Origin of the sequence: Demequina subtropica (assembly GCF_000971235.1) — a bacterium.
GTDB lineage: Bacteria > Actinomycetota > Actinomycetes > Actinomycetales > Demequinaceae > Demequina > Demequina subtropica.
In genome coordinates, this window is record NZ_BBMB01000008.1 from 65,727 (window position 1) to 81,819 (window position 16,093).

A 16,093-nucleotide genomic window follows, 5' to 3' on the forward strand; every position below is an offset into this window, starting at 1 on the left:
CATGGCCGTCCTGACCGAGGTGAGCGCGCGCGTGCTGCCGCCCGCGCGCCGGCTCAAGTGGCGCATCGGCGCCACCGCGTGGGGGAGCGGGGCGATCGCGCGCCTGCGCCGCCACACCCGTGGGCTGACGATGCGCGACACCGCCCTGGTGGTCGAGGGCTTCCCGCGCTCGGGCAACTCCTTCTTCGTCCGCTACCTGCGGACCTGCGACCCCGAGGTCCGGCTGGGCCACCACCTGCACGTGGTCGGGCAGTACGCGCGCGCCGCGCGGTGGGACGTGCCGGCGGTGCTGGTGGTGCGCCGGCCGCTGGACGCGGTGCTGTCGCTCCTGGTCGCGGACCCGCGCATGGACGCGGACCTCGCGGTCGAGTGGTGGCGCTTCTACCACCAGCGGATGCTCCCGTACCTCGACCGGGTCATGGTGCTGCCGTTCGAGCAGTTCACGCAGGACCCGGAGGGCGCGGCGCACGCGATCGAGGCGCGGTACGGGCTGGACCTCCATGCCGAGCCCTACGACGAGGAGCTCCAGGAGCGCATCCGCGCCCGCCTGCTCGAGACGCCGGGCTATCAGCGCAAGGGCATGGCCGGCCTGGTGCCGGTGCCCACGGAGGAGAAGAAGGCGCGCCGCCGCGAGCTCGAGGACCGTGCCGTCGCGGCGCTCGCCGGCAGCGGCTGCGACGAGCTCCACGCGCAGATCCTGGCGCCCCGCTGACACATGGGCGCTCGCACAGGGCCGTGTGCGCACCTCCATGTGTCAGCGGGGCGCGAGCCGGGCGCTGATGGTCAGCCGCACCATGCGGCGGCACCACGCTGGTCGCCCGCTCAGGTCCTGGAACGAGAACCTGACCGTGTGCCATCCAGCCGAGCCGAACTCGGTGTCGCGCTCGCGGTCACGCCTCCTGGCAGCGCGGCTGCCGTGATACGCCTCGCCGTCGCACTCGATCACGGTGCGCGATCTCCGGTGGAGGGCATCGGCGGTGCGGTCCCGTCCCTCGATGACCATCGCGACCTGCCACTCGAGCTCCGCGAACTCCGGCCCGACGAACACCTCGCGCCGCGCCATCACCTCGGTCGGCGAGGTCGCGCCCGACGTGAACGCGCCCATGATCCCGTCGAACATCCGGCGATCAGGCAGGCGCGAGCGCCGCCTCGCCGCATCGATCAGGCGCCGGGGTCCCGCGATCCTGAGCCACAGCGCGCGGTACAGCACATCCTTGCGGCGCCACCTCGGGGCGCACGCCCATGCGTCGAGCAGCGCCGCCTCCGCAGGGAGGCATCGCACGCCGCTCCGGGACGATGCAGAGCGAGGCAGCCCGGTGCGCGTGAGGTCCACCCATGCGGGAGCGCGTGCGTTCCAGGCAGGCGGACCGAGGCATCGGACCCGCTTCGGAGCTGGATAGCGCGAGTCGAGAAGGTGAAGGGCCGACTCTCCCGCGATGAGCACGCGCCCCTTCGACCAGGCTCGCACCGCCTCGCACCGCACCGCGTGGGAATCGGCGCACGCCGCCGCAACATAGACGCCGGGAAGCAGCGCGATGATGCGTCCCCGCCGCGCAGCGTTCTCCAGTCCGCGTCGTCCGACGGCCGTGAGCACCGCGCTGCGAGTCATGGCTCCCGGCGCACGCCGCTCGAGCCGCGCGACCAGCTGGTCCACGCGACGGTCAAGCTCCAGCGACCGAGGCACGCGCGCATCGTGCCTCGCCTGCGAGGACGGGCGCCGCGGTGCGCCTGGGCCTGTGGAGGGGCGACGCGGTCCGCGCGGCCGTGCACCCCGCTGACACATGGGCGCTCGCACACCGCCCTGCGCGTACGTTCATGTGTCAGCCGGCCGCAGACGCGGACCGACGCAGCGAGCCCGCCACCTGCCGCACGAAGCGCATGAAGGTCCGCCGCAGGCGCCCGTTGAGGGCGAGCATCAGGCCCGCCACCGCGAGGCCCGCCGCGGTGCCCGCGAGGATCTGCGGCACGTTCCCGTCGACCCAGAGCCGCGGCAGCGCCGCCGCGATCGCGATGGGCGCCGCGAACAGCGCCGTCGCGTACGCCGTCCCGCCGAGCACCGACCTTGCGGACACGCCGACGGCCCGTCCTGCGAACACCGCGCCCACGGGCCAGAACACCAGCCACGCGACGGCGTTCATCACCGACACCCCGACCACGCCCCACGGCAGGCCCGCGAGCGACAGCGCGACCACCGCCGGCTGGCTCCACAGGCTGAAGCGCAGCCCCGCGGCCGTGGCCTCGCCCGCGATGAACAGCCACTGCTGGACCGTCGCCACCAGCCTGAAGCCGGCCCCGATGGTCACCAGCTGGAACACCACGCCGGCGACCTGCCAGTCCGGTCCCAGCAGCACCACCACCAGCGGCTCGCCTATCGCCGCGGCGAGCCACATCGCCGAGACCATCGACATCACGATCGCCACCTGGAGGCTGTCGAAGGCCCGCATCATGCGCGCGCGGTCGTCGCGCACCCGCGCCAGCAGCGGGATCGCGACCTGCTGGAGGCCGTCGGTGAGCGAGTTGACGGGCGTGGCGGACAGCTGCGACGCGCGGTCGTACTGGCCCACCATCGCGGCCGGCTGGAACAGGCCCATCACCGGCACCAGGATGCTGCGCGTGAGGCTGCGCACCATGGTGAGCCCGAAGATGTGCGCGCCCACGCGGATCAGGCCCCCGGCCTCGCGCCACTCGCCCGGCAGCCCGGGCCACCAGCGCGCCGCGAACGCGAGCCACGGCAGCTGCAGCGCCTGCGGCACCACGGCGAGCACCACCAGCGCGTACGGGCTCCCGGTCGCCGCGGCGAAGGCGACCGCCGCGCCGACGCCGATCACGCGCGTGGCCGCCACGATCGCCTGCGAGGACGCCGCCTTGAGGTCCACCATGAGCTGCCCGCGGAACTGCGCGGTGAGGCCGGCGAGCAGCGGCACCAGCGCGAGCCAGCGCGTGAGGGGGACGATGCGCGGCTCGTCGTAGAGCGCCGCGATCGCGTCCGCGCCCAGGAAGAACGCGAGCGCGAACACCACGCCCAGACCCGCGTTGACCGCGAACAGCGAGCTGCGTGCGCGATGCGACAGGCCCGGCGCCTGCGCCACCGCCATCGGCAGCCCGAGGCCGATGATCGCGACGGCGATGTCGGACAGGCTGACCACGATCGCGACCAGGCCGAAGTACTCGGGCGCGATCCACCGTGCGAGCAGGATCACCGAGACCAGGCGCGCGGCCATCGTGACCGCCTGCGTGACGATCGCGACGACGCCGCCGCGCGCGCCCACGCGGGCCAGGTCGGTCATCGGGCGGGACCCCGGCTGCCGGGGACGATGCGGGGCGGTGCGATGCGGTGCGCGAGCCGACCTGCCATCCTCACCCCCGGGTGCGATCACATGTGCTCGCACTCTACCTGGCGGGCCGCTCGCGCCCCCGGGCGAGCGGGCGCGCGGGCGATAGTGTGGCGCGCGTGGAGCCCAGCGCGCTGACCGCGGCGGATGCGGTGGAGCTCGCCCACGCCCTCGTGGACGGCGTGGGGCGTGCGCGCGGCATCCGCGTGCTGTTCCTCAAGGGCCCCGGCGCCGCCCATCACGGACTGCGGCCCGCGCGCGTGAGCGCCGACGCGGACGCGATGGTGGCGCCCGGCGATCTCGCGTCGATGCTCGAGGGCCTCGCCGCGGCCGGCTGGCACGAGCGCGAGCACTCCGACCTCGCCCACCTGTTCGCGACGCACTCCGTCACGCTCATCCATGACGCCTGGCCGTGCGACATCGACGTGCACGTGCGCTTCCCGGGATTCCTGCAGGATCCTGCGGACGTGTTCGAGGCGCTGTGGGAGCGCCGCGTCCCGATCGCCCTGGCCGGTGTCGAGGTCTCCATCCCCGACCGGACCGGCGCGATCCTCATCGCGGCGCTGCACAGCCTGCGCACGCCGGCCCAGACGTCGCGGCATGCCGCCGAGGTCCGGATGCTGCTGGACATGGTCCTGCCGTCGCTCGACGAGGCCGAGCGCGAGGACCTCGCGAGCCTGGCATCCCTGACCGGGTGCCAGGACACCGCGAGGCCGGTGCTCGAGCGGTTCGTCGTGCTCCCACCGTCCACCCCCGCGCGCGTCGACCCCGAGCTCGACGCGTGGCGGGTGCGCACGGGCGCGCAAGGATCCTCCACGGTCCAGCACTGGCAGATCATCGTGAGCTCGCCGCTGCGGCGCCGTCCGCGCCTGATCTGGAACGCGTTCTGGCGATCCGCGGAGGACCTGCGCCGCGACCACCCGGAGATCCCGCCGGGCCGCGTCGCGCTCGTGCGGGCACGCCTCGCCCGGTGGGGTCGAGGGCTGCGCGCTGCCCCGGGGGTGCTGTCCTCGCTGGCCCGGGCGCGCCGGGGCGAGACGGACCGGACCCTCACCCGCCCCGACGGGGGAGGCGGGACATGACCCCCGCATCGTCCCTGCGTCGGGTGCCCGGGATCGCCGAGGTCCTGCATGACGACCGCGCCGTGGTGCTCAACCTGCCGCGCGTCGAGCAGCAGCAGTCCCCGTACCTGTTCGAGGGCACGGCCTTCGAGATCTGGACGCGCATCGACGGCACCCGCAGCGTCGACGACGTGGCGGGGGAGCTCGTCGCGGCGCATGGCGGCGAGGCCGGCGAGATCGCGGAGGCGGTCGCATCGTTCGTGGCGCAGTTGACCGAGCTGGGCCTGGTGGAGAGGATCGCGCCCCTAAACTGACGAGACGAGGGACAGGAAAGAGGGATCCATGGAGCTCCAGGACTACCTGCGGGTGTTCCGCGCGCATTGGATCGTGATCGTCGTGGTCACCATGCTCGGCGGGCTGCTCGCGTTCGGGTGGACCCTCACGCAGCCGAAGGTCTACACGGCCACCGGCTCCGCCATCATCACGACGGGCGCGAGCCAGGACCTCGGCAGCGCGCTCGTGGGCGACAACTACGCGAAGTCCCGCGTGAAGAGCTACCTGGACATCGCGAAGTCCCGCAAGGTCGCGGAGCACGCCGCGGACGAGCTGGGCCTCTCGGCGAGCGCCGATGCGCTGGTCTCCCGCGTGTCCGTCACCAACCCCGTGGACACCGCGGTCCTGCGCGTCGCCGCGAACGGGCCGACGCCGGAGGCCGCGCGCGACCTCGCCGAGGCCTGGATCGCCGGCATGACCGCCGTGGTGTCGGACCTCGAGAACGAGGGCTCCGCGGACGGCGAGGTCACCTCGGTGGTGAGCCTCCAGACCCTCGACAGCGCGGTGCTGCCGTCCGCCCCGACCTCCCCGAACGTCAAGCTCGCGGTGGTGCTCGGCGTGCTCGTGGGCCTCGCGCTCGGCATCGGCTACGCGCTCGTGAAGGCCGCGCTCGACCGGCGCCTGCGCAAGACGGAGGACGTGGAGCGCGAGTTCGACGTGCCCGTGGTGGGCGCGCTGCCCTTCGACCCGTCCTTCGCGCGCTCGGCCATGAAGGTCGACTCGAGCGACTTCGCCATGAAGGAGGCTGTGCGTCAGCTGCGCACCAACCTCCAGTTCATGGACGTCGACAACCCGCCGCGCGTCATCGTGGTCACCTCCGCGCTGCCCGGCGACGGCAAGTCCACCGCGGCGATCACGCTCGCCGAGGCGATCGCCGACTCGGGCCACGACGTGGTGCTCGTCGACGCCGACCTGCGGCGGCCGGTCATCGCCAAGAAGCTGGGCCTGGTCGAGGGCGCGGGCCTCACCGACGTCCTCGTGGGCCGGGCCTCGACCCGCGACGTGCTGCAGGCCTACGGCGACACGGGCCACCTGTTCGTGCTCGCGTCGGGCGTGATCCCGCCCAACCCGTCCGAGCTGCTCGCGTCCGATGCGATGAAGACCCTGCTCTACGGCTTCCCCGAGCACGCGATGGTGATCATCGACACCCCGCCGCTCATCCCGGTGACCGATGCCGCGGTGCTGACGGCGCGCACCGACGGCGCGCTCGTGGTCGCCCGGTCGGGCAAGACCACCATCGATGTGCTCGACCGTGCCTTCCAGAACCTGGACAAGGTCAAGGGGCGCGCGCTCGGCGTGATCCTCAACTCGGTGCCGCGTCGTGGCGCGCACAAGGACCGCTACGCCTATGCGTACGAGTACCAGCACAAGCAGGGTCACGGCGAGGCGAAGGCGACCCCGGCGGAGTCCGTGGCGGCGCCGCGCGCGACCGCCGGGGGCGGGCCCAAGCACGCCTCGCCGGGCCGGCCGTCCGACCAGCGACGCGAGGGTCGCCCTGAGGGCATCCTCGACTGGGACCACGTGGTCAGCGGGGAGTCGGGGGCGCGCACGCCCGGCGAGGCCTGACGCGATGCGAGAGGTGCCGGCACGCCTGCGCGTGCTCATCGTCGACTCCGACAACGCGGGCCGCTCCGCGGCGGGGGAGCGCATGCTCCGCCGTCACCTCGCGAGCCACGGCGTGAGCGCGGAGGAGATCCGCGTCACCAGCGCGGGGCTCGACGCCGCGGACGGCGAGCCGATGCTCGACCTCGCGCGCGCCGAGATCGAGAGGAAGGGCGCCAACCCGGCCGGCTTCCGCACGCGGTCGCTCAGCGCGGTGATCGTCGACGCCGCGGACCTCATCGTCACGGGCACCAAGGCCGAATGGGAGGCGCTCGTGGGGCGTTACCCGTATGTGGCCCGCCGCGCCTTCACCCTCTCGGAGCTCGCCTACCTCTACGACGGCGCGGTGCGCGCCGCACCGCTCGCCGAGCACCCGGCGCTGCTCAGCCGCCGCCGCGACGCCGCCGCGGCCATCCCGCTCGACTTCGAGCTCCCGCCTCTCGACGCCCTCGAGGAGCATGTCCACGAGCTGGGCGACCGCATCGACGCCGCGTGCGCGTGGATGGCCGCCGTGTGGGCGGCGCTGCTGCCCGCATCGTCCCACCCGGAGCCGAGCGCCGACGCGATGCGGCTCGACGCCTTCGGCGTCCGCCTCGCGGTGGACTTCGCGGGCTCAGGGGTGGCGCCCGTGGCCGCCGCGGCGCGGCGCATGTGGAGCCGCTGCCTGGTGCCGGGGGTGGACGATGCGCCGGTGGAGTCCGCGATCGAGGTGACGGTGGACCCCGATGCCGAGGTGATCGCTCAGGCGCGCTCGCGCGGCGGGCTCGCGTACAGCGACCCCGCGCACGCGATCCACTTCCTCACGAGCGCCATCACGGTGCGCGCGATCGAGCAGCGCGTGGGCGGGATGGTGATGCTGCACGCCGCGGGGATCGCGGCGCCCACGGGCGAGGTGGTCGGGTTCATCGCGCCCTCCGGCACGGGCAAGACCACGCTCGCGCGCACGCTCGGCGCGCACTACGGCTACGTGACCGACGAGACCCTGGCGGTCGACCCCGACCGCGGCGTCCTCCCGTACCCGAAGCCGCTGTCGATCCTCGAGCGGAGGGTGGGCGGCCTCAAGGAGGAGTGGGGACCCGAGTCGCTCGACCTGGTGCCCGTGCCGGGCGCGCCGCTGCGGCTCGCCCGCCTGGTGCTGATCGAGCGCGACGTCTACGCCGACCGGCCCGTGCTCGAGGAGCTGCCGCTCCTCGAGGGCCTCGCCCACCTGGCCGAGCAGATCTCCTTCCTCGCGCGACTGCCCCGCAAGCTCCACACGCTCGCGGACCTGGTCGAGTCCGTGGGGGGAGTCTCTCGCCTGCGGTACCGCGAGGCCAGGGACGTGATCCCGCTCATGCCCCGACTGTTCGGGGAGGCCGCATGAGCCCGGCAGAGGTGCCCGAGGCGGCCGCGCTCGCGGACGATGCGCGCGTGAGGTCCGTGTGGGACGACGCGATCGAGCGGGACGGCCAGATGCTCGTGCTCGCGGGCAACGAGGTGTCGCTGCTGTCCCCGGTGGCGACCGAGCTGGTGCTCGCGGCACGGGACGGGATCTCCGTCGCGGCGCTCGGGGCGCACCTGGCCGAGGTCTTCGGCGCGCCGCCGGGCCAGGACCCCGGGGCGGCGGTGCGGGACTTCCTCGCGGCCCTGCTGCAGCGAGGCGTCATCGCGCTCGACTGATACAGGACTTGCCCCGGTTCGCCCCGGTATGAAGGCGGATCCGGGCTCGTGTCGCTTTACGCGGATCCTCGAGCGGCCGTACCCTGGTCCAGCGCTGGGGGAGGGCCCGGCGCATATGAGCTGAGGGGTTCATGATGAGCATTGCTGAGAGCGGTGTGTCGCGCCGTCGCATCGTCCAGGGGGCCGCGTGGGCCACGCCCGCCGTCCTCATCGCGACGGCCTCGCCGCCGGCCGCGGCGTCGCAGACGCCCGGTGCGGTCTCGCTTGCGAGCTCGAGCTTCGTCGCGAGCGGCGTCAACAGCGTGCTCACGCTCGTGGTGACCAACTCCGGTGTCGCCGGCTCGGAGCCGCTCACCGGCACGCAGGTGACGGTGACCGTTCCCGCCTCGCAGGTGACTGCGACGCCCGTGTCCTCCTCGGGCTCCGGCTGGGTCCTCACCGGCCCCACCACCAGCGGCACGTCGGTGATCTACACCGCCACGTACGCGGCGTCGATCGCGACGTCGACCTCGTCCTCCGACTTCGTGCTCACCCTCGCGCCCGCGGGCGAGGACCCCTACCCGCTCAGCGCCGCGCTCGCGGCCTCCGCCACCTCGAACGGCTCGACGGTGACGGGGAACGGCACCGTGACCCGCGCCGGCACCGCGAACCCTGTGCCGACCGCCGCCACCTCGACCGTGGTGGCCGAACCGAGCTATGACAGGGCGCTCAAGCTCTCGCTGCCGACCGGCATCGTGCTGACGGGCGCCAAGATCGTCGCGACGTGGGACATCTCGAACAGCTCCTCCGCCAAGATGGGCATCACCGGGTGGACCGTCGCCGGGTCGAACAATGCTGCGGGCACCGTGCGAACCTCCTCGGCGACCCCGAACGCCGGTACGACCGTCTCGGGCGACATCATCCTCAATTTCAAGAAGCCGACGGTCGGCGGCGCATACACGCTGGTCGTCACCGGAACGGTCTCCGGCTCCGCCACCGCGAGCACGCGCACCATCACCGGCACGTTCGCCTGACCTCCGCCGCGCAGGGGTCCCGCCCTCGCCGCTGACGGACGCCGCACCTATCCTGAAGGTGCGGAATGTCCGAAGGCGCAGGTGCGGCATGGGTGCAGGGCGGAGCGACGGCGGGATCTCGCGCCGGGGCGCGCTGATCGGCGCCGCCTGGACGGCGCCCGCGATCCTGATCGCCGCATCGTCCCCGGCGGCGGCGTCGTCGCCGGAGAACCCGCTCGACGGGTCGTTCATCGAGAACCTTGAGTCCGGCAACGACGACCTCTACCGCGTGACCGTCCACCTGCCCGAGGGCGTGGTGCTCGAGAACGCAACGCTCACCATCCACTGGGAGCCCACCAACGCGCCCGACGCCTCTGTCGAGGTGAGCACGGGTGGCAGCGCGTGGAGTCCGGGCGCGACGGGCGACTCGGACGTGGTGTTCGTCGCGCCCGGCCCGATCTCGGACTCCGACCAGTTCCTGGTGGCCTTTAACAAGGGCCAGAACAGGTCGCCCTTTACCGCGACCCTGTCGGGGACGGTAGGTGACCAGGATGCGTCGGTGACCTTCACGGGAGAGCTCTGAGGCGCACGGTTGTTGCGCCAATCCGTGCAATCCCGACAATCTCTGCTTAGCCTGATGCGTACGCGACCGCTCCGCTCCTGACCGAGGAGGATGCCATGGCCGAACCGAGAAGCGACGGGATCAATCGACGCAGGGTCCTTCAGGGCGCCGCCTGGGCGGCGCCCGCGATCGTGATCGCGACGTCCGCCCCGGCGTGGGCGAGCGCCTCTCCGCCCGATCCGCCGGACATCACCGTCGACGTCAACCCCGGCGGCAACAACGTGGCGGACATCGACGTGGGCATCTCTCTCCCGGCGACCATCCCGCCGGGCTACACGATCGACTCTCCGTTCACGGTCACCATCTCGCTCCCGCGCGACGACGCCACGCTGACCGACGTGATCCTCACCCCGTCCGACTCGAGCTTCTGGGTCGTCGACCCGACGCCGCCGGCGAACGGCGTGGACGGGGTCTCGGTCACCTACGTCGGCCCGCCGATCTCGAGCGACAATCCGTTGTCCGTGTCCATCAATGCGGTCTTCAACAACGGCATCGACTCGAACAGCACCGACCCGCTCGACCACACCGTGTCGTGGAACTTCTCCGGCAGTGTCAACGACAACCCGGTCTCCATCGGCGGCTCCGTGACGCTCACCAACTGACCGGCGACCCCGCCCGCGGCAGGCGGCCGGTGTGCCGAATGCGAGGTTTGCCCTTGCCTGTCCCTGTGACCTTCGTCACACCGGTTCGCATCGTCCGACATTCCGGAAAAGGGGCGGGACCTTCGCCCGTAACGTCGCCGTGTGACGGACATCTCAAGGCGACGCGTGGTGGTCGGGGCTGCCTGGGCGACCCCGGCGATCCTGGTCGCGACCAGCTCGCCCCCGGCCGCCGCGTCGGGCGGCGCCTCCTGCTCTGAGGCGGACAACGGCTCCACCGCGCTCGTGAGCGCGCTCGGCTGGGAGGTCACCAGCGGCAGCGTCGACGCCCAGTACGGCACCAACGGATGGACGCCCGCCGTCGCCGGCGACAGCACGACCATCACGAACGACTGGTTCGACGTCGGCACGGCCAAGGGCTTCAAGTCGATGGACGACAACGCCTCCGCTGCGACGCCCGCCGTGGTGGTCGCCCGGTATGCGTTCACCGCGGTGCGGGGGGCCGTGTACAACGTGGCCTTCACCTCGAAGGTGGGCTACGGCAACGGCACCTCGACCTCCCGCCAGAGCATGGTGGTCTCGGTGGACGATGCGGCGGGATCGGTGGCGCTGGCCAAGGTGTCGGTCGCGCACAGCGCCGCGTTCGGCGGCTGGGGCGGGGTCCCGGCCGGCAACTCCTCCGATGCCACGATGGCGGCGGACGGGTACACCATGCAGGCCCCGGGAAGCCAGGCGCGGACGGTGCAGGTCACCGGCAACGGCGGTCAGGCCGTGCTCACGTTCACGTTCACCATCGAGCCCGTCGCGACGGGCGAGACCAAGCCCGTGAGCGACGACATCTGGGTCTCGCTGCCCGTGGTGACGCAGGTGGCCTGCGCGGCCTGACCATGTCCGCCGTCTGGGGCAATCCGGGCGTTCGGCGCGCACGAGGGCGAACGTCATGAACACCCTCGAACATGCCGCATACTCTGTTATGTGACGGAGATCTCTCGCAGGCGCGTGATCGCCGGGGCGGCCTGGGCCACCCCGGCGATTCTTGTCGCCACCAGCTCGCCGCCGGCAGCGGCCTCCGGCGGCAGCAGCGGCACCACCCCGCCGGTCACGGGCGCCGCGCTCACCGAGCACCACTTCGGCGGCGGATCCGGATGGGACGGGCCGCCCTCGGCGCTCACCCTCCAGCTCCAGTACGCGGTCAAGTACATGGAGGGCTGGCCCTCGACGCTCGTGGTGCCCACCACGTGGGTCATCACGCTGCGCGACGCCACCGGCGCGGTGGTGGGCTCGGCGACCGGCACGGCCGCCGTGAGCCAATCCGCGACCGCACAGGTCCGCACCACGCTGTCGGTGACGAAGACGGGCACGCACTCGGCTTCCTACCTGGTGACCGCCGGCTCGGCCACGGTCGACGGCGTCACCTACAAGCCCGACGACCTCATGAGCCAGCAACCGGTCACCATCGTGGTCGACAGGCTCGCCTGGTAGTCAGCGCGGATCGGGTTCAGTCGCGGGCGTGAGCCGACTCTGGCAGCTCGCGGATGACTTTGGCGGGGACCCCGGCTACCACCGTGTTGGCCGCCACGTCCTTGGTCACCACCGACCCCGCGCCGATGATGGCGTTGGTGCCGATGCTCACCCCGGGCATGATGTACGCGCTACGTCCGATCCAGACGTTGTCGCCGATCCTCACCGGTGAGATCTTGATGCCCTCGCCCGCGACCAGCTCATGGTTGCCCGTGTCGAAGATGGCGGCGTAGGGGCCGATCTGCACCCGGTCGCCGATGGTGATCGCTTGGTGGCAGCCGATGGTCACCCCTGCGTTCGCGAAGAACCGGTGACCGATCTCGAGGTGAGCGCCCGGCATCACCACGAACGTCGAGCGCGCCTCGCGGTTGAGGAACCACGCGTCCTCGCCCAGGGTGATGGTTCCCTCGTTCTGGAAGACCGAGCGCATCGGCCCCATGGTCGGGCGGCCCGCGTAGGTGACGCCGGCGGCTCGGAGGATCACCTCGGCCCGCAGTCTCGATGCCTCGAACTGGATCTTCCTGCGCACCCGCAACGCCATCGACACGATGGCCCCCCCTCATCGCGATGCCGGTCCGGAAGATCCGGAATGCGGCGCCTGAGGTGCACCCTACGCGCAGGTGATCGCCCTGGGAAGGGGGCTGATCAGGCCGCGCCCCAGGTACGTTGCGCGTACGCACGCTGGATGCCCGCCCAGTGGAGGGAGCGCTCGAGCACGTGCGCGCCCATCTGGTCGAGCTCCGCAGCGAGCTCGCGGGCACGCGCCGCCGCACCGTCGGGGGTGACGGTGTCGTCGAGGCCCAGCCGGCGCGCGTCGATCGAGTCGAGGTAGTCCCACGCCTTGTCGCGATACGCGAAGAGCAGCACGGGCGCACCGGCGGCCGCCGCGAGGATCGAACCGTGCAGCCTGACTGCGATGCCGGTGGCGCATGTGCCCAACGCCGTCATGAGCGCGGGGACGTCCGCATGCGCGAGCACGGGCTCGTCGTATCCGAGCCGTGCGATCGCCTCCGCGGTGGGCTCGCTGTCCCACGGGGTGAAGGCGACCGGGAGCGGCCGCAGCCCCGCGGAGGCGAGCTCGCGCGCCGCCGCCACCGTCAGGGCGATGGATGTCTCGACCTCGTCGCGGCGGGCCTCGGGCGCCCCCGCGACGTTGACCAGGAAGCGGTCCCGCGCCGTCCCGTTCCCCGCACCGTACGTCGCGGCGAGGCCGAGTGCCGTGTCGCCGACCACCTCGACGCGGGGCACGCCGGCCTCCTCGAGCCGCCGCGCGGAGATGGGGCCGCGCACGCCGACGGCAGCGAAGCGCGAGAGGAGCGCGACCCACCGCGGGTCGAGCGTGAAGCCGGGGCCCTGGGAGAACCCGCTGCTGCCCACCCCGGTGCCGAAGGTCCAGGCGTGCTCCACCATGTCGCCCCAGGCCTCGACCTGATCGAGCCAGTAGCCGTTGATCAGCGTGCCGCCCCCCAGCAGCGCGCCGTCGAAGTACCGCCGCGCGCTCAGGCCCAGGCGGGCGAGCCTGCGCTCGCGCGACAGGTAGGGGACCCGGTCGAGGTAGACGCCGAGCTCCTCACCGAGCGCCCGCGTCGCGTCGTGGATCGCGAGATCGCCGAGGTTGTCCTCGATGCCGGGGCATACGAGCGCGACGCGTCGGGGCCAGGCCTGGCCGGCTGCGCGACGATGCCGCGCAAGTGCCGCATCGTCATTGAGGCCGGTGACGTATCGGGTGATCATCGGGCCGTGCTCCCATTCTTCGTGTGAACCACGAGGTAGATGAGGGGCGCGTGCCTAGGATAGCCACATGAGGATCGTCCACGCCCTTGGCGACTTCAACGACGTCGGCGGAATCCAGACCTACGTGCGGGAGCTCGCCGCGGCCCAGCGCGCGCTCGGCCATGAGGTCCGGGTGGTTGCCGGGGCCGGCCCCGCCGACCTCCACGCCTCCGACGTGGCGGCGTTCCACCCCGACATCGTGCATGCCCACGACGCGTGGTTCGAAGGCCGCGTCGGGGGCGCGCGCCACGTCCGCTCGTTCCACAACTTCGACTTCGGCTGCTCGTCGCGGGTGCGCTACCTGGGCGAGGGAGAGCCCTGCACGCGAGGCCACGGTCCCGGTTGCGTCCTCCAGTGGCCGCGCTGCGCCCACACGCTGCGGATCGACCACCTCGCGCGCCACTACCAGGAGGCCTCGCGCGAGACCTCGGCGATGAGCGAGCACGATGCGGTGGTCGTGTACTCGCGCTACGTCGCCGACCTCGCGCTCGCGGTGGGCGTCGACGAGGCGCGGCTCCAGACCGTGCCGTGCCCTGCGCCCCGCGTGGAGATCGACCCGGGGTTCGAGACCGCGGAGCCGGGCATGGTGACGTTCATCGGGCGGCTCGCGCCGTCCAAGGGCGCGGACGTGCTCATCCGCGCGGTGGCGGAGGTGGGTGAGGCGCGTCTCCGCATCGTCGGCGCCGGCTTCGACGAGCAGCGGGTGCGCGAGCTCGCCGAGAAGGTGGCTCCCGGCCGCGTCGAGTTCCTGGGATGGCGCGCGGGCGACGCGCTGTGGGCGGAGTATGCGCGCGCCACCGTGGTCGTGATGCCGAACCGCTGGCCCGAGCCGTTCGGGCTTGTCGGGGTCGAGGCGGGCTGGGCCGGCCGCCCGGTGATCGCGAGTCACACCGGCGGGGTCAAGGACTGGCTGAAGGACGGCGAGACCGGGATCGGCGTGAAGGCGGGCAGCGTGGAGTCCCTCGCGGCCGCCGTGGACGCTCTGGTCTCGGATCCGGGCACAGCGCGCGTCATGGGCGCCGCGGGGCGCGCCCACATCGAGGCCTGGCCGGATGCGCAGGACCACGCGCGTGCGCTGCTCGCGAGCTACGAGGTGCCCGCGGGCTCCTAGGCCTTCCCACAAACGCCGCATAAGGGCATGATCGCTATGCGGGCCCCGTCGGCCCGCGCCAGGGGTGGGGGGCCGCCCCGCATGCAACCGCGGAGCTCATGAGGGGGAGGCGCGGATGGCTGGTGGTGCATCGGGGGTGCGGGCCGCGGCGAGCGCCGCGCGCCACCACGCGCGGCGGACGCTCAGCTTTGCGTCGATCTCGATCCTCACGCAGGTGGTCGCGTTCCTGTCCGGGCTGATCGTGGTCCGGGTGCTCGACAAGCCCGAGTACGCGCTCTACGGCATCGCCATCTCGACGGTCGCCGCCGCAGCGGTGATGTCGGACTCCGGCATCAGGTCGACGCTGCTCGCCGCGGTCGGTCGCGTGCAGCTCGACGGGACCCCGATGGCGCCGCACTTCCGTGCCGCGATGCATGCGCGTCGCATCATGGTGCTGCTCTCTCTGCCCGTGCTTGCGGCCCTGACCCTGTTTCTCCTGCTCTCGAACGGCAGCCCCAGCGCCCAGGCGCTCCTCATCGTGGCGCTCGTCGCCGTCGCGGTCGTCGCGGACACGCGCTCCACCTTGCTCTTCGTCTCGCTTCAGGTGTGGAACAGGACCACCACGCTCCAGGTGATCCAGCTCGTCGCCGCCGCGGCTCGCCTCGCGGTGCTCGTCGCGCTGTGGGCCGTTCCGGTCGAATGGGTGCCGGCGTTCCTGGCGGTCCAGGCTGGGGTCTCGATCGCGCAGCTGTGGGCTACCCGTCGCATCACCGCCCCGCTCCTCACGGAGCCCGAGCCCGATTCGGACCTCCCGCACACCGCGTCCGGGGCCCCGTACCGCAGCGCGCTCTCCCACACGGTCCCGAAGAACCTCCTCTCGGTCGCCGCGCCGCAGCTGGTGAACCTCGTGCTCACCATGGCCGGCAACACCGCGGCGATCGCGGAGATCGCGGCGCTGTCGCGGTTCGCGATGGTCTTCGTGGTGGTCCAGCAGGTCGCCGACAGCATCGTCGCGCCCGCCGTGGCGCGCAGCGCTCCCACCCGGTCCGCGACATCGCGGGCCGCGCGCATCGTGATCAGCGTCTACCTGTTCGGCGTGATCGCGTTCGTGCTCATGCTCTGGTGGTTCAGCGACCTCGCGCTGTCCCTGCTCGGCCCCGGATACGAGGGGCTCGACATCGAGCTGGTGCTCATCGCGACAGGATTCGGGCTCACGAGCCTCGCCAACTACGGCCTCGGCTCGATCAACCATGCGCGGGGCTGGACGCGACACGGGTGGACCTACGTGCCGCTGTTCTTCCTGTGGGCGGGGATCACGCTGCTCACGGTGGACATCACCACGTCGGTGGGCGCGGCGACGATGTACGCGACCATGGCGCTCGTCCCGCTCGCGAGCCAGGTGCTGCGGTACTTCGTCGGCCTGCGCGAGCTCGAGCCGTGACGGTGGAGCCGCCGGCGAGACGCCCCTTTCGCGCCGCCCTGGCGGTCATTAGCATGCGAGTACACGAC

At 72.4% G+C, this 16,093-nt stretch carries 17 protein-coding genes; 13 read left to right on the forward strand and 4 right to left on the reverse strand.

Annotation, left to right across the window (positions count from 1 at the left end; all coding sequences use genetic code 11):
- The first annotated feature begins 1 nt into the window (after position 1).
- On the forward strand, positions 2–712 hold the full coding sequence (locus AOM06_RS08230; protein WP_062304502.1) for a sulfotransferase family protein: 711 nt from the start codon (positions 2–4) through the stop codon (positions 710–712).
- Positions 713–754: 42 nt separating this feature from the next.
- On the opposite strand, the gene AOM06_RS08235 is transcribed toward AOM06_RS08230, so the two are convergent.
- Positions 755–1,684, reverse strand: coding sequence for a putative endonuclease domain-containing protein (locus AOM06_RS08235; RefSeq protein ID WP_156163641.1), 930 nt, complete (start codon positions 1,682–1,684; stop codon positions 755–757).
- A 136-nt stretch (positions 1,685–1,820) separates the two neighbouring features.
- The gene (locus AOM06_RS08240) at positions 1,821–3,287 is read right to left on the reverse strand and encodes an oligosaccharide flippase family protein (protein WP_062304509.1); all 1,467 of its coding nucleotides are present in this window, start codon (positions 3,285–3,287) and stop codon (positions 1,821–1,823) included.
- A gap of 164 nt (positions 3,288–3,451) precedes the next feature.
- Here AOM06_RS08240 and AOM06_RS08245 point away from each other — a divergent pair, with 164 nt between their 5' ends.
- The 10 genes from AOM06_RS08245 (at position 3,452) to AOM06_RS08290 (ending at position 11,682) form a co-directional block, all read left to right on the forward strand.
- Positions 3,452–4,414, forward strand: coding sequence for a nucleotidyltransferase family protein (locus AOM06_RS08245; RefSeq protein WP_169747747.1), 963 nt, complete (start codon positions 3,452–3,454; stop codon positions 4,412–4,414).
- Positions 4,411–4,707: a PqqD family protein gene (locus AOM06_RS08250; RefSeq protein ID WP_062304515.1), complete on the forward strand. Its 297-nt coding sequence runs from the start codon at positions 4,411–4,413 to the stop codon at positions 4,705–4,707. The genes AOM06_RS08245 and AOM06_RS08250 overlap by 4 nt, the downstream gene beginning before the upstream one ends.
- A gap of 28 nt (positions 4,708–4,735) precedes the next feature.
- On the forward strand, positions 4,736–6,292 hold the full coding sequence (locus AOM06_RS08255; RefSeq protein ID WP_062304519.1) for a tyrosine-protein kinase domain-containing protein: 1,557 nt from the start codon (positions 4,736–4,738) through the stop codon (positions 6,290–6,292).
- Positions 6,293–6,296: 4 nt separating this feature from the next.
- Positions 6,297–7,691, forward strand: a complete 1,395-nt coding sequence (locus tag AOM06_RS14755) for an arsenate reductase/protein-tyrosine-phosphatase family protein (protein WP_062304521.1) — start codon at positions 6,297–6,299, stop codon at positions 7,689–7,691.
- A complete protein-coding gene (locus AOM06_RS08265) occupies positions 7,688–7,987 on the forward strand; it encodes a hypothetical protein (protein WP_062304523.1) in 300 nt (99 codons plus the stop codon). Before AOM06_RS14755 ends, AOM06_RS08265 begins: the two co-directional genes overlap by 4 nt.
- Before the next feature lie 134 nt (positions 7,988–8,121).
- On the forward strand, positions 8,122–9,000 hold the full coding sequence (locus tag AOM06_RS08270; protein WP_156163643.1) for a hypothetical protein: 879 nt from the start codon (positions 8,122–8,124) through the stop codon (positions 8,998–9,000).
- Between the two features lie 88 nt (positions 9,001–9,088).
- Positions 9,089–9,562, forward strand: a complete 474-nt coding sequence (locus AOM06_RS08275; protein ID WP_062304528.1) for a hypothetical protein — start codon at positions 9,089–9,091, stop codon at positions 9,560–9,562.
- Positions 9,563–9,657: 95 nt separating this feature from the next.
- The gene (locus tag AOM06_RS08280) at positions 9,658–10,203 is read left to right on the forward strand and encodes a hypothetical protein (RefSeq protein WP_062304531.1); all 546 of its coding nucleotides are present in this window, start codon (positions 9,658–9,660) and stop codon (positions 10,201–10,203) included.
- A 141-nt stretch (positions 10,204–10,344) separates the two neighbouring features.
- On the forward strand, positions 10,345–11,085 hold the full coding sequence (locus tag AOM06_RS08285; protein ID WP_156163644.1) for a hypothetical protein: 741 nt from the start codon (positions 10,345–10,347) through the stop codon (positions 11,083–11,085).
- A gap of 90 nt (positions 11,086–11,175) precedes the next feature.
- Positions 11,176–11,682 carry a hypothetical protein gene (locus AOM06_RS08290; RefSeq protein WP_156163645.1) on the forward strand — a complete coding sequence of 169 codons (507 nt, stop codon included), beginning with the start codon at positions 11,176–11,178 and terminating at the stop codon, positions 11,680–11,682.
- 16 nt (positions 11,683–11,698) lie between these two features.
- Here the strand turns inward: AOM06_RS08290 and AOM06_RS15170 are convergent, their stop codons facing one another.
- On the reverse strand, positions 11,699–12,262 hold the full coding sequence (locus AOM06_RS15170) for a DapH/DapD/GlmU-related protein (protein ID WP_062304537.1): 564 nt from the start codon (positions 12,260–12,262) through the stop codon (positions 11,699–11,701).
- Between the two features lie 104 nt (positions 12,263–12,366).
- Complete coding sequence (locus AOM06_RS08300; protein ID WP_062304540.1) at positions 12,367–13,455, reverse strand: polysaccharide pyruvyl transferase family protein; 1,089 nt, start codon at positions 13,453–13,455, stop codon at positions 12,367–12,369.
- A 67-nt stretch (positions 13,456–13,522) separates the two neighbouring features.
- Here AOM06_RS08300 and AOM06_RS08305 point away from each other — a divergent pair, with 67 nt between their 5' ends.
- Both AOM06_RS08305 and AOM06_RS08310 read left to right on the forward strand, forming a co-directional pair.
- Positions 13,523–14,605: a glycosyltransferase family 4 protein gene (locus AOM06_RS08305; RefSeq protein WP_062304542.1), complete on the forward strand. Its 1,083-nt coding sequence runs from the start codon at positions 13,523–13,525 to the stop codon at positions 14,603–14,605.
- Between the two features lie 115 nt (positions 14,606–14,720).
- On the forward strand, positions 14,721–16,025 hold the full coding sequence (locus AOM06_RS08310; protein WP_156163646.1) for an oligosaccharide flippase family protein: 1,305 nt from the start codon (positions 14,721–14,723) through the stop codon (positions 16,023–16,025).
- The last annotated feature ends 68 nt before the right edge of the window (positions 16,026–16,093 follow it).

What these genes read in the sequence shown, in the direction of transcription:
- AOM06_RS15170 (WP_062304537.1), bottom strand. Translation starts at nt 12,262, where the DNA reads ATGGCGTTGCGGGTGCGCAGGAAGATCCAGTTCGAGGCATCGAGACTG.
- AOM06_RS08230 (WP_062304502.1), top strand. Translation starts at nt 2, where the DNA reads ATGGCCGTCCTGACCGAGGTGAGCGCGCGCGTGCTGCCGCCCGCGCGC.
- AOM06_RS08240 (WP_062304509.1), bottom strand. Translation starts at nt 3,287, where the DNA reads ATGACCGACCTGGCCCGCGTGGGCGCGCGCGGCGGCGTCGTCGCGATC.
- AOM06_RS08305 (WP_062304542.1), top strand. Translation starts at nt 13,523, where the DNA reads ATGAGGATCGTCCACGCCCTTGGCGACTTCAACGACGTCGGCGGAATC.
- AOM06_RS08280 (WP_062304531.1), top strand. Translation starts at nt 9,658, where the DNA reads ATGGCCGAACCGAGAAGCGACGGGATCAATCGACGCAGGGTCCTTCAG.
- AOM06_RS08300 (WP_062304540.1), bottom strand. Translation starts at nt 13,455, where the DNA reads ATGATCACCCGATACGTCACCGGCCTCAATGACGATGCGGCACTTGCG.
- AOM06_RS08275 (WP_062304528.1), top strand. Translation starts at nt 9,089, where the DNA reads ATGGGTGCAGGGCGGAGCGACGGCGGGATCTCGCGCCGGGGCGCGCTG.
- AOM06_RS08255 (WP_062304519.1), top strand. Translation starts at nt 4,736, where the DNA reads ATGGAGCTCCAGGACTACCTGCGGGTGTTCCGCGCGCATTGGATCGTG.
- AOM06_RS14755 (WP_062304521.1), top strand. Translation starts at nt 6,297, where the DNA reads ATGCGAGAGGTGCCGGCACGCCTGCGCGTGCTCATCGTCGACTCCGAC.
- AOM06_RS08265 (WP_062304523.1), top strand. Translation starts at nt 7,688, where the DNA reads ATGAGCCCGGCAGAGGTGCCCGAGGCGGCCGCGCTCGCGGACGATGCG.
- AOM06_RS08250 (WP_062304515.1), top strand. Translation starts at nt 4,411, where the DNA reads ATGACCCCCGCATCGTCCCTGCGTCGGGTGCCCGGGATCGCCGAGGTC.
- AOM06_RS08310 (WP_156163646.1), top strand. Translation starts at nt 14,721, where the DNA reads ATGGCTGGTGGTGCATCGGGGGTGCGGGCCGCGGCGAGCGCCGCGCGC.
- AOM06_RS08270 (WP_156163643.1), top strand. Translation starts at nt 8,122, where the DNA reads ATGAGCATTGCTGAGAGCGGTGTGTCGCGCCGTCGCATCGTCCAGGGG.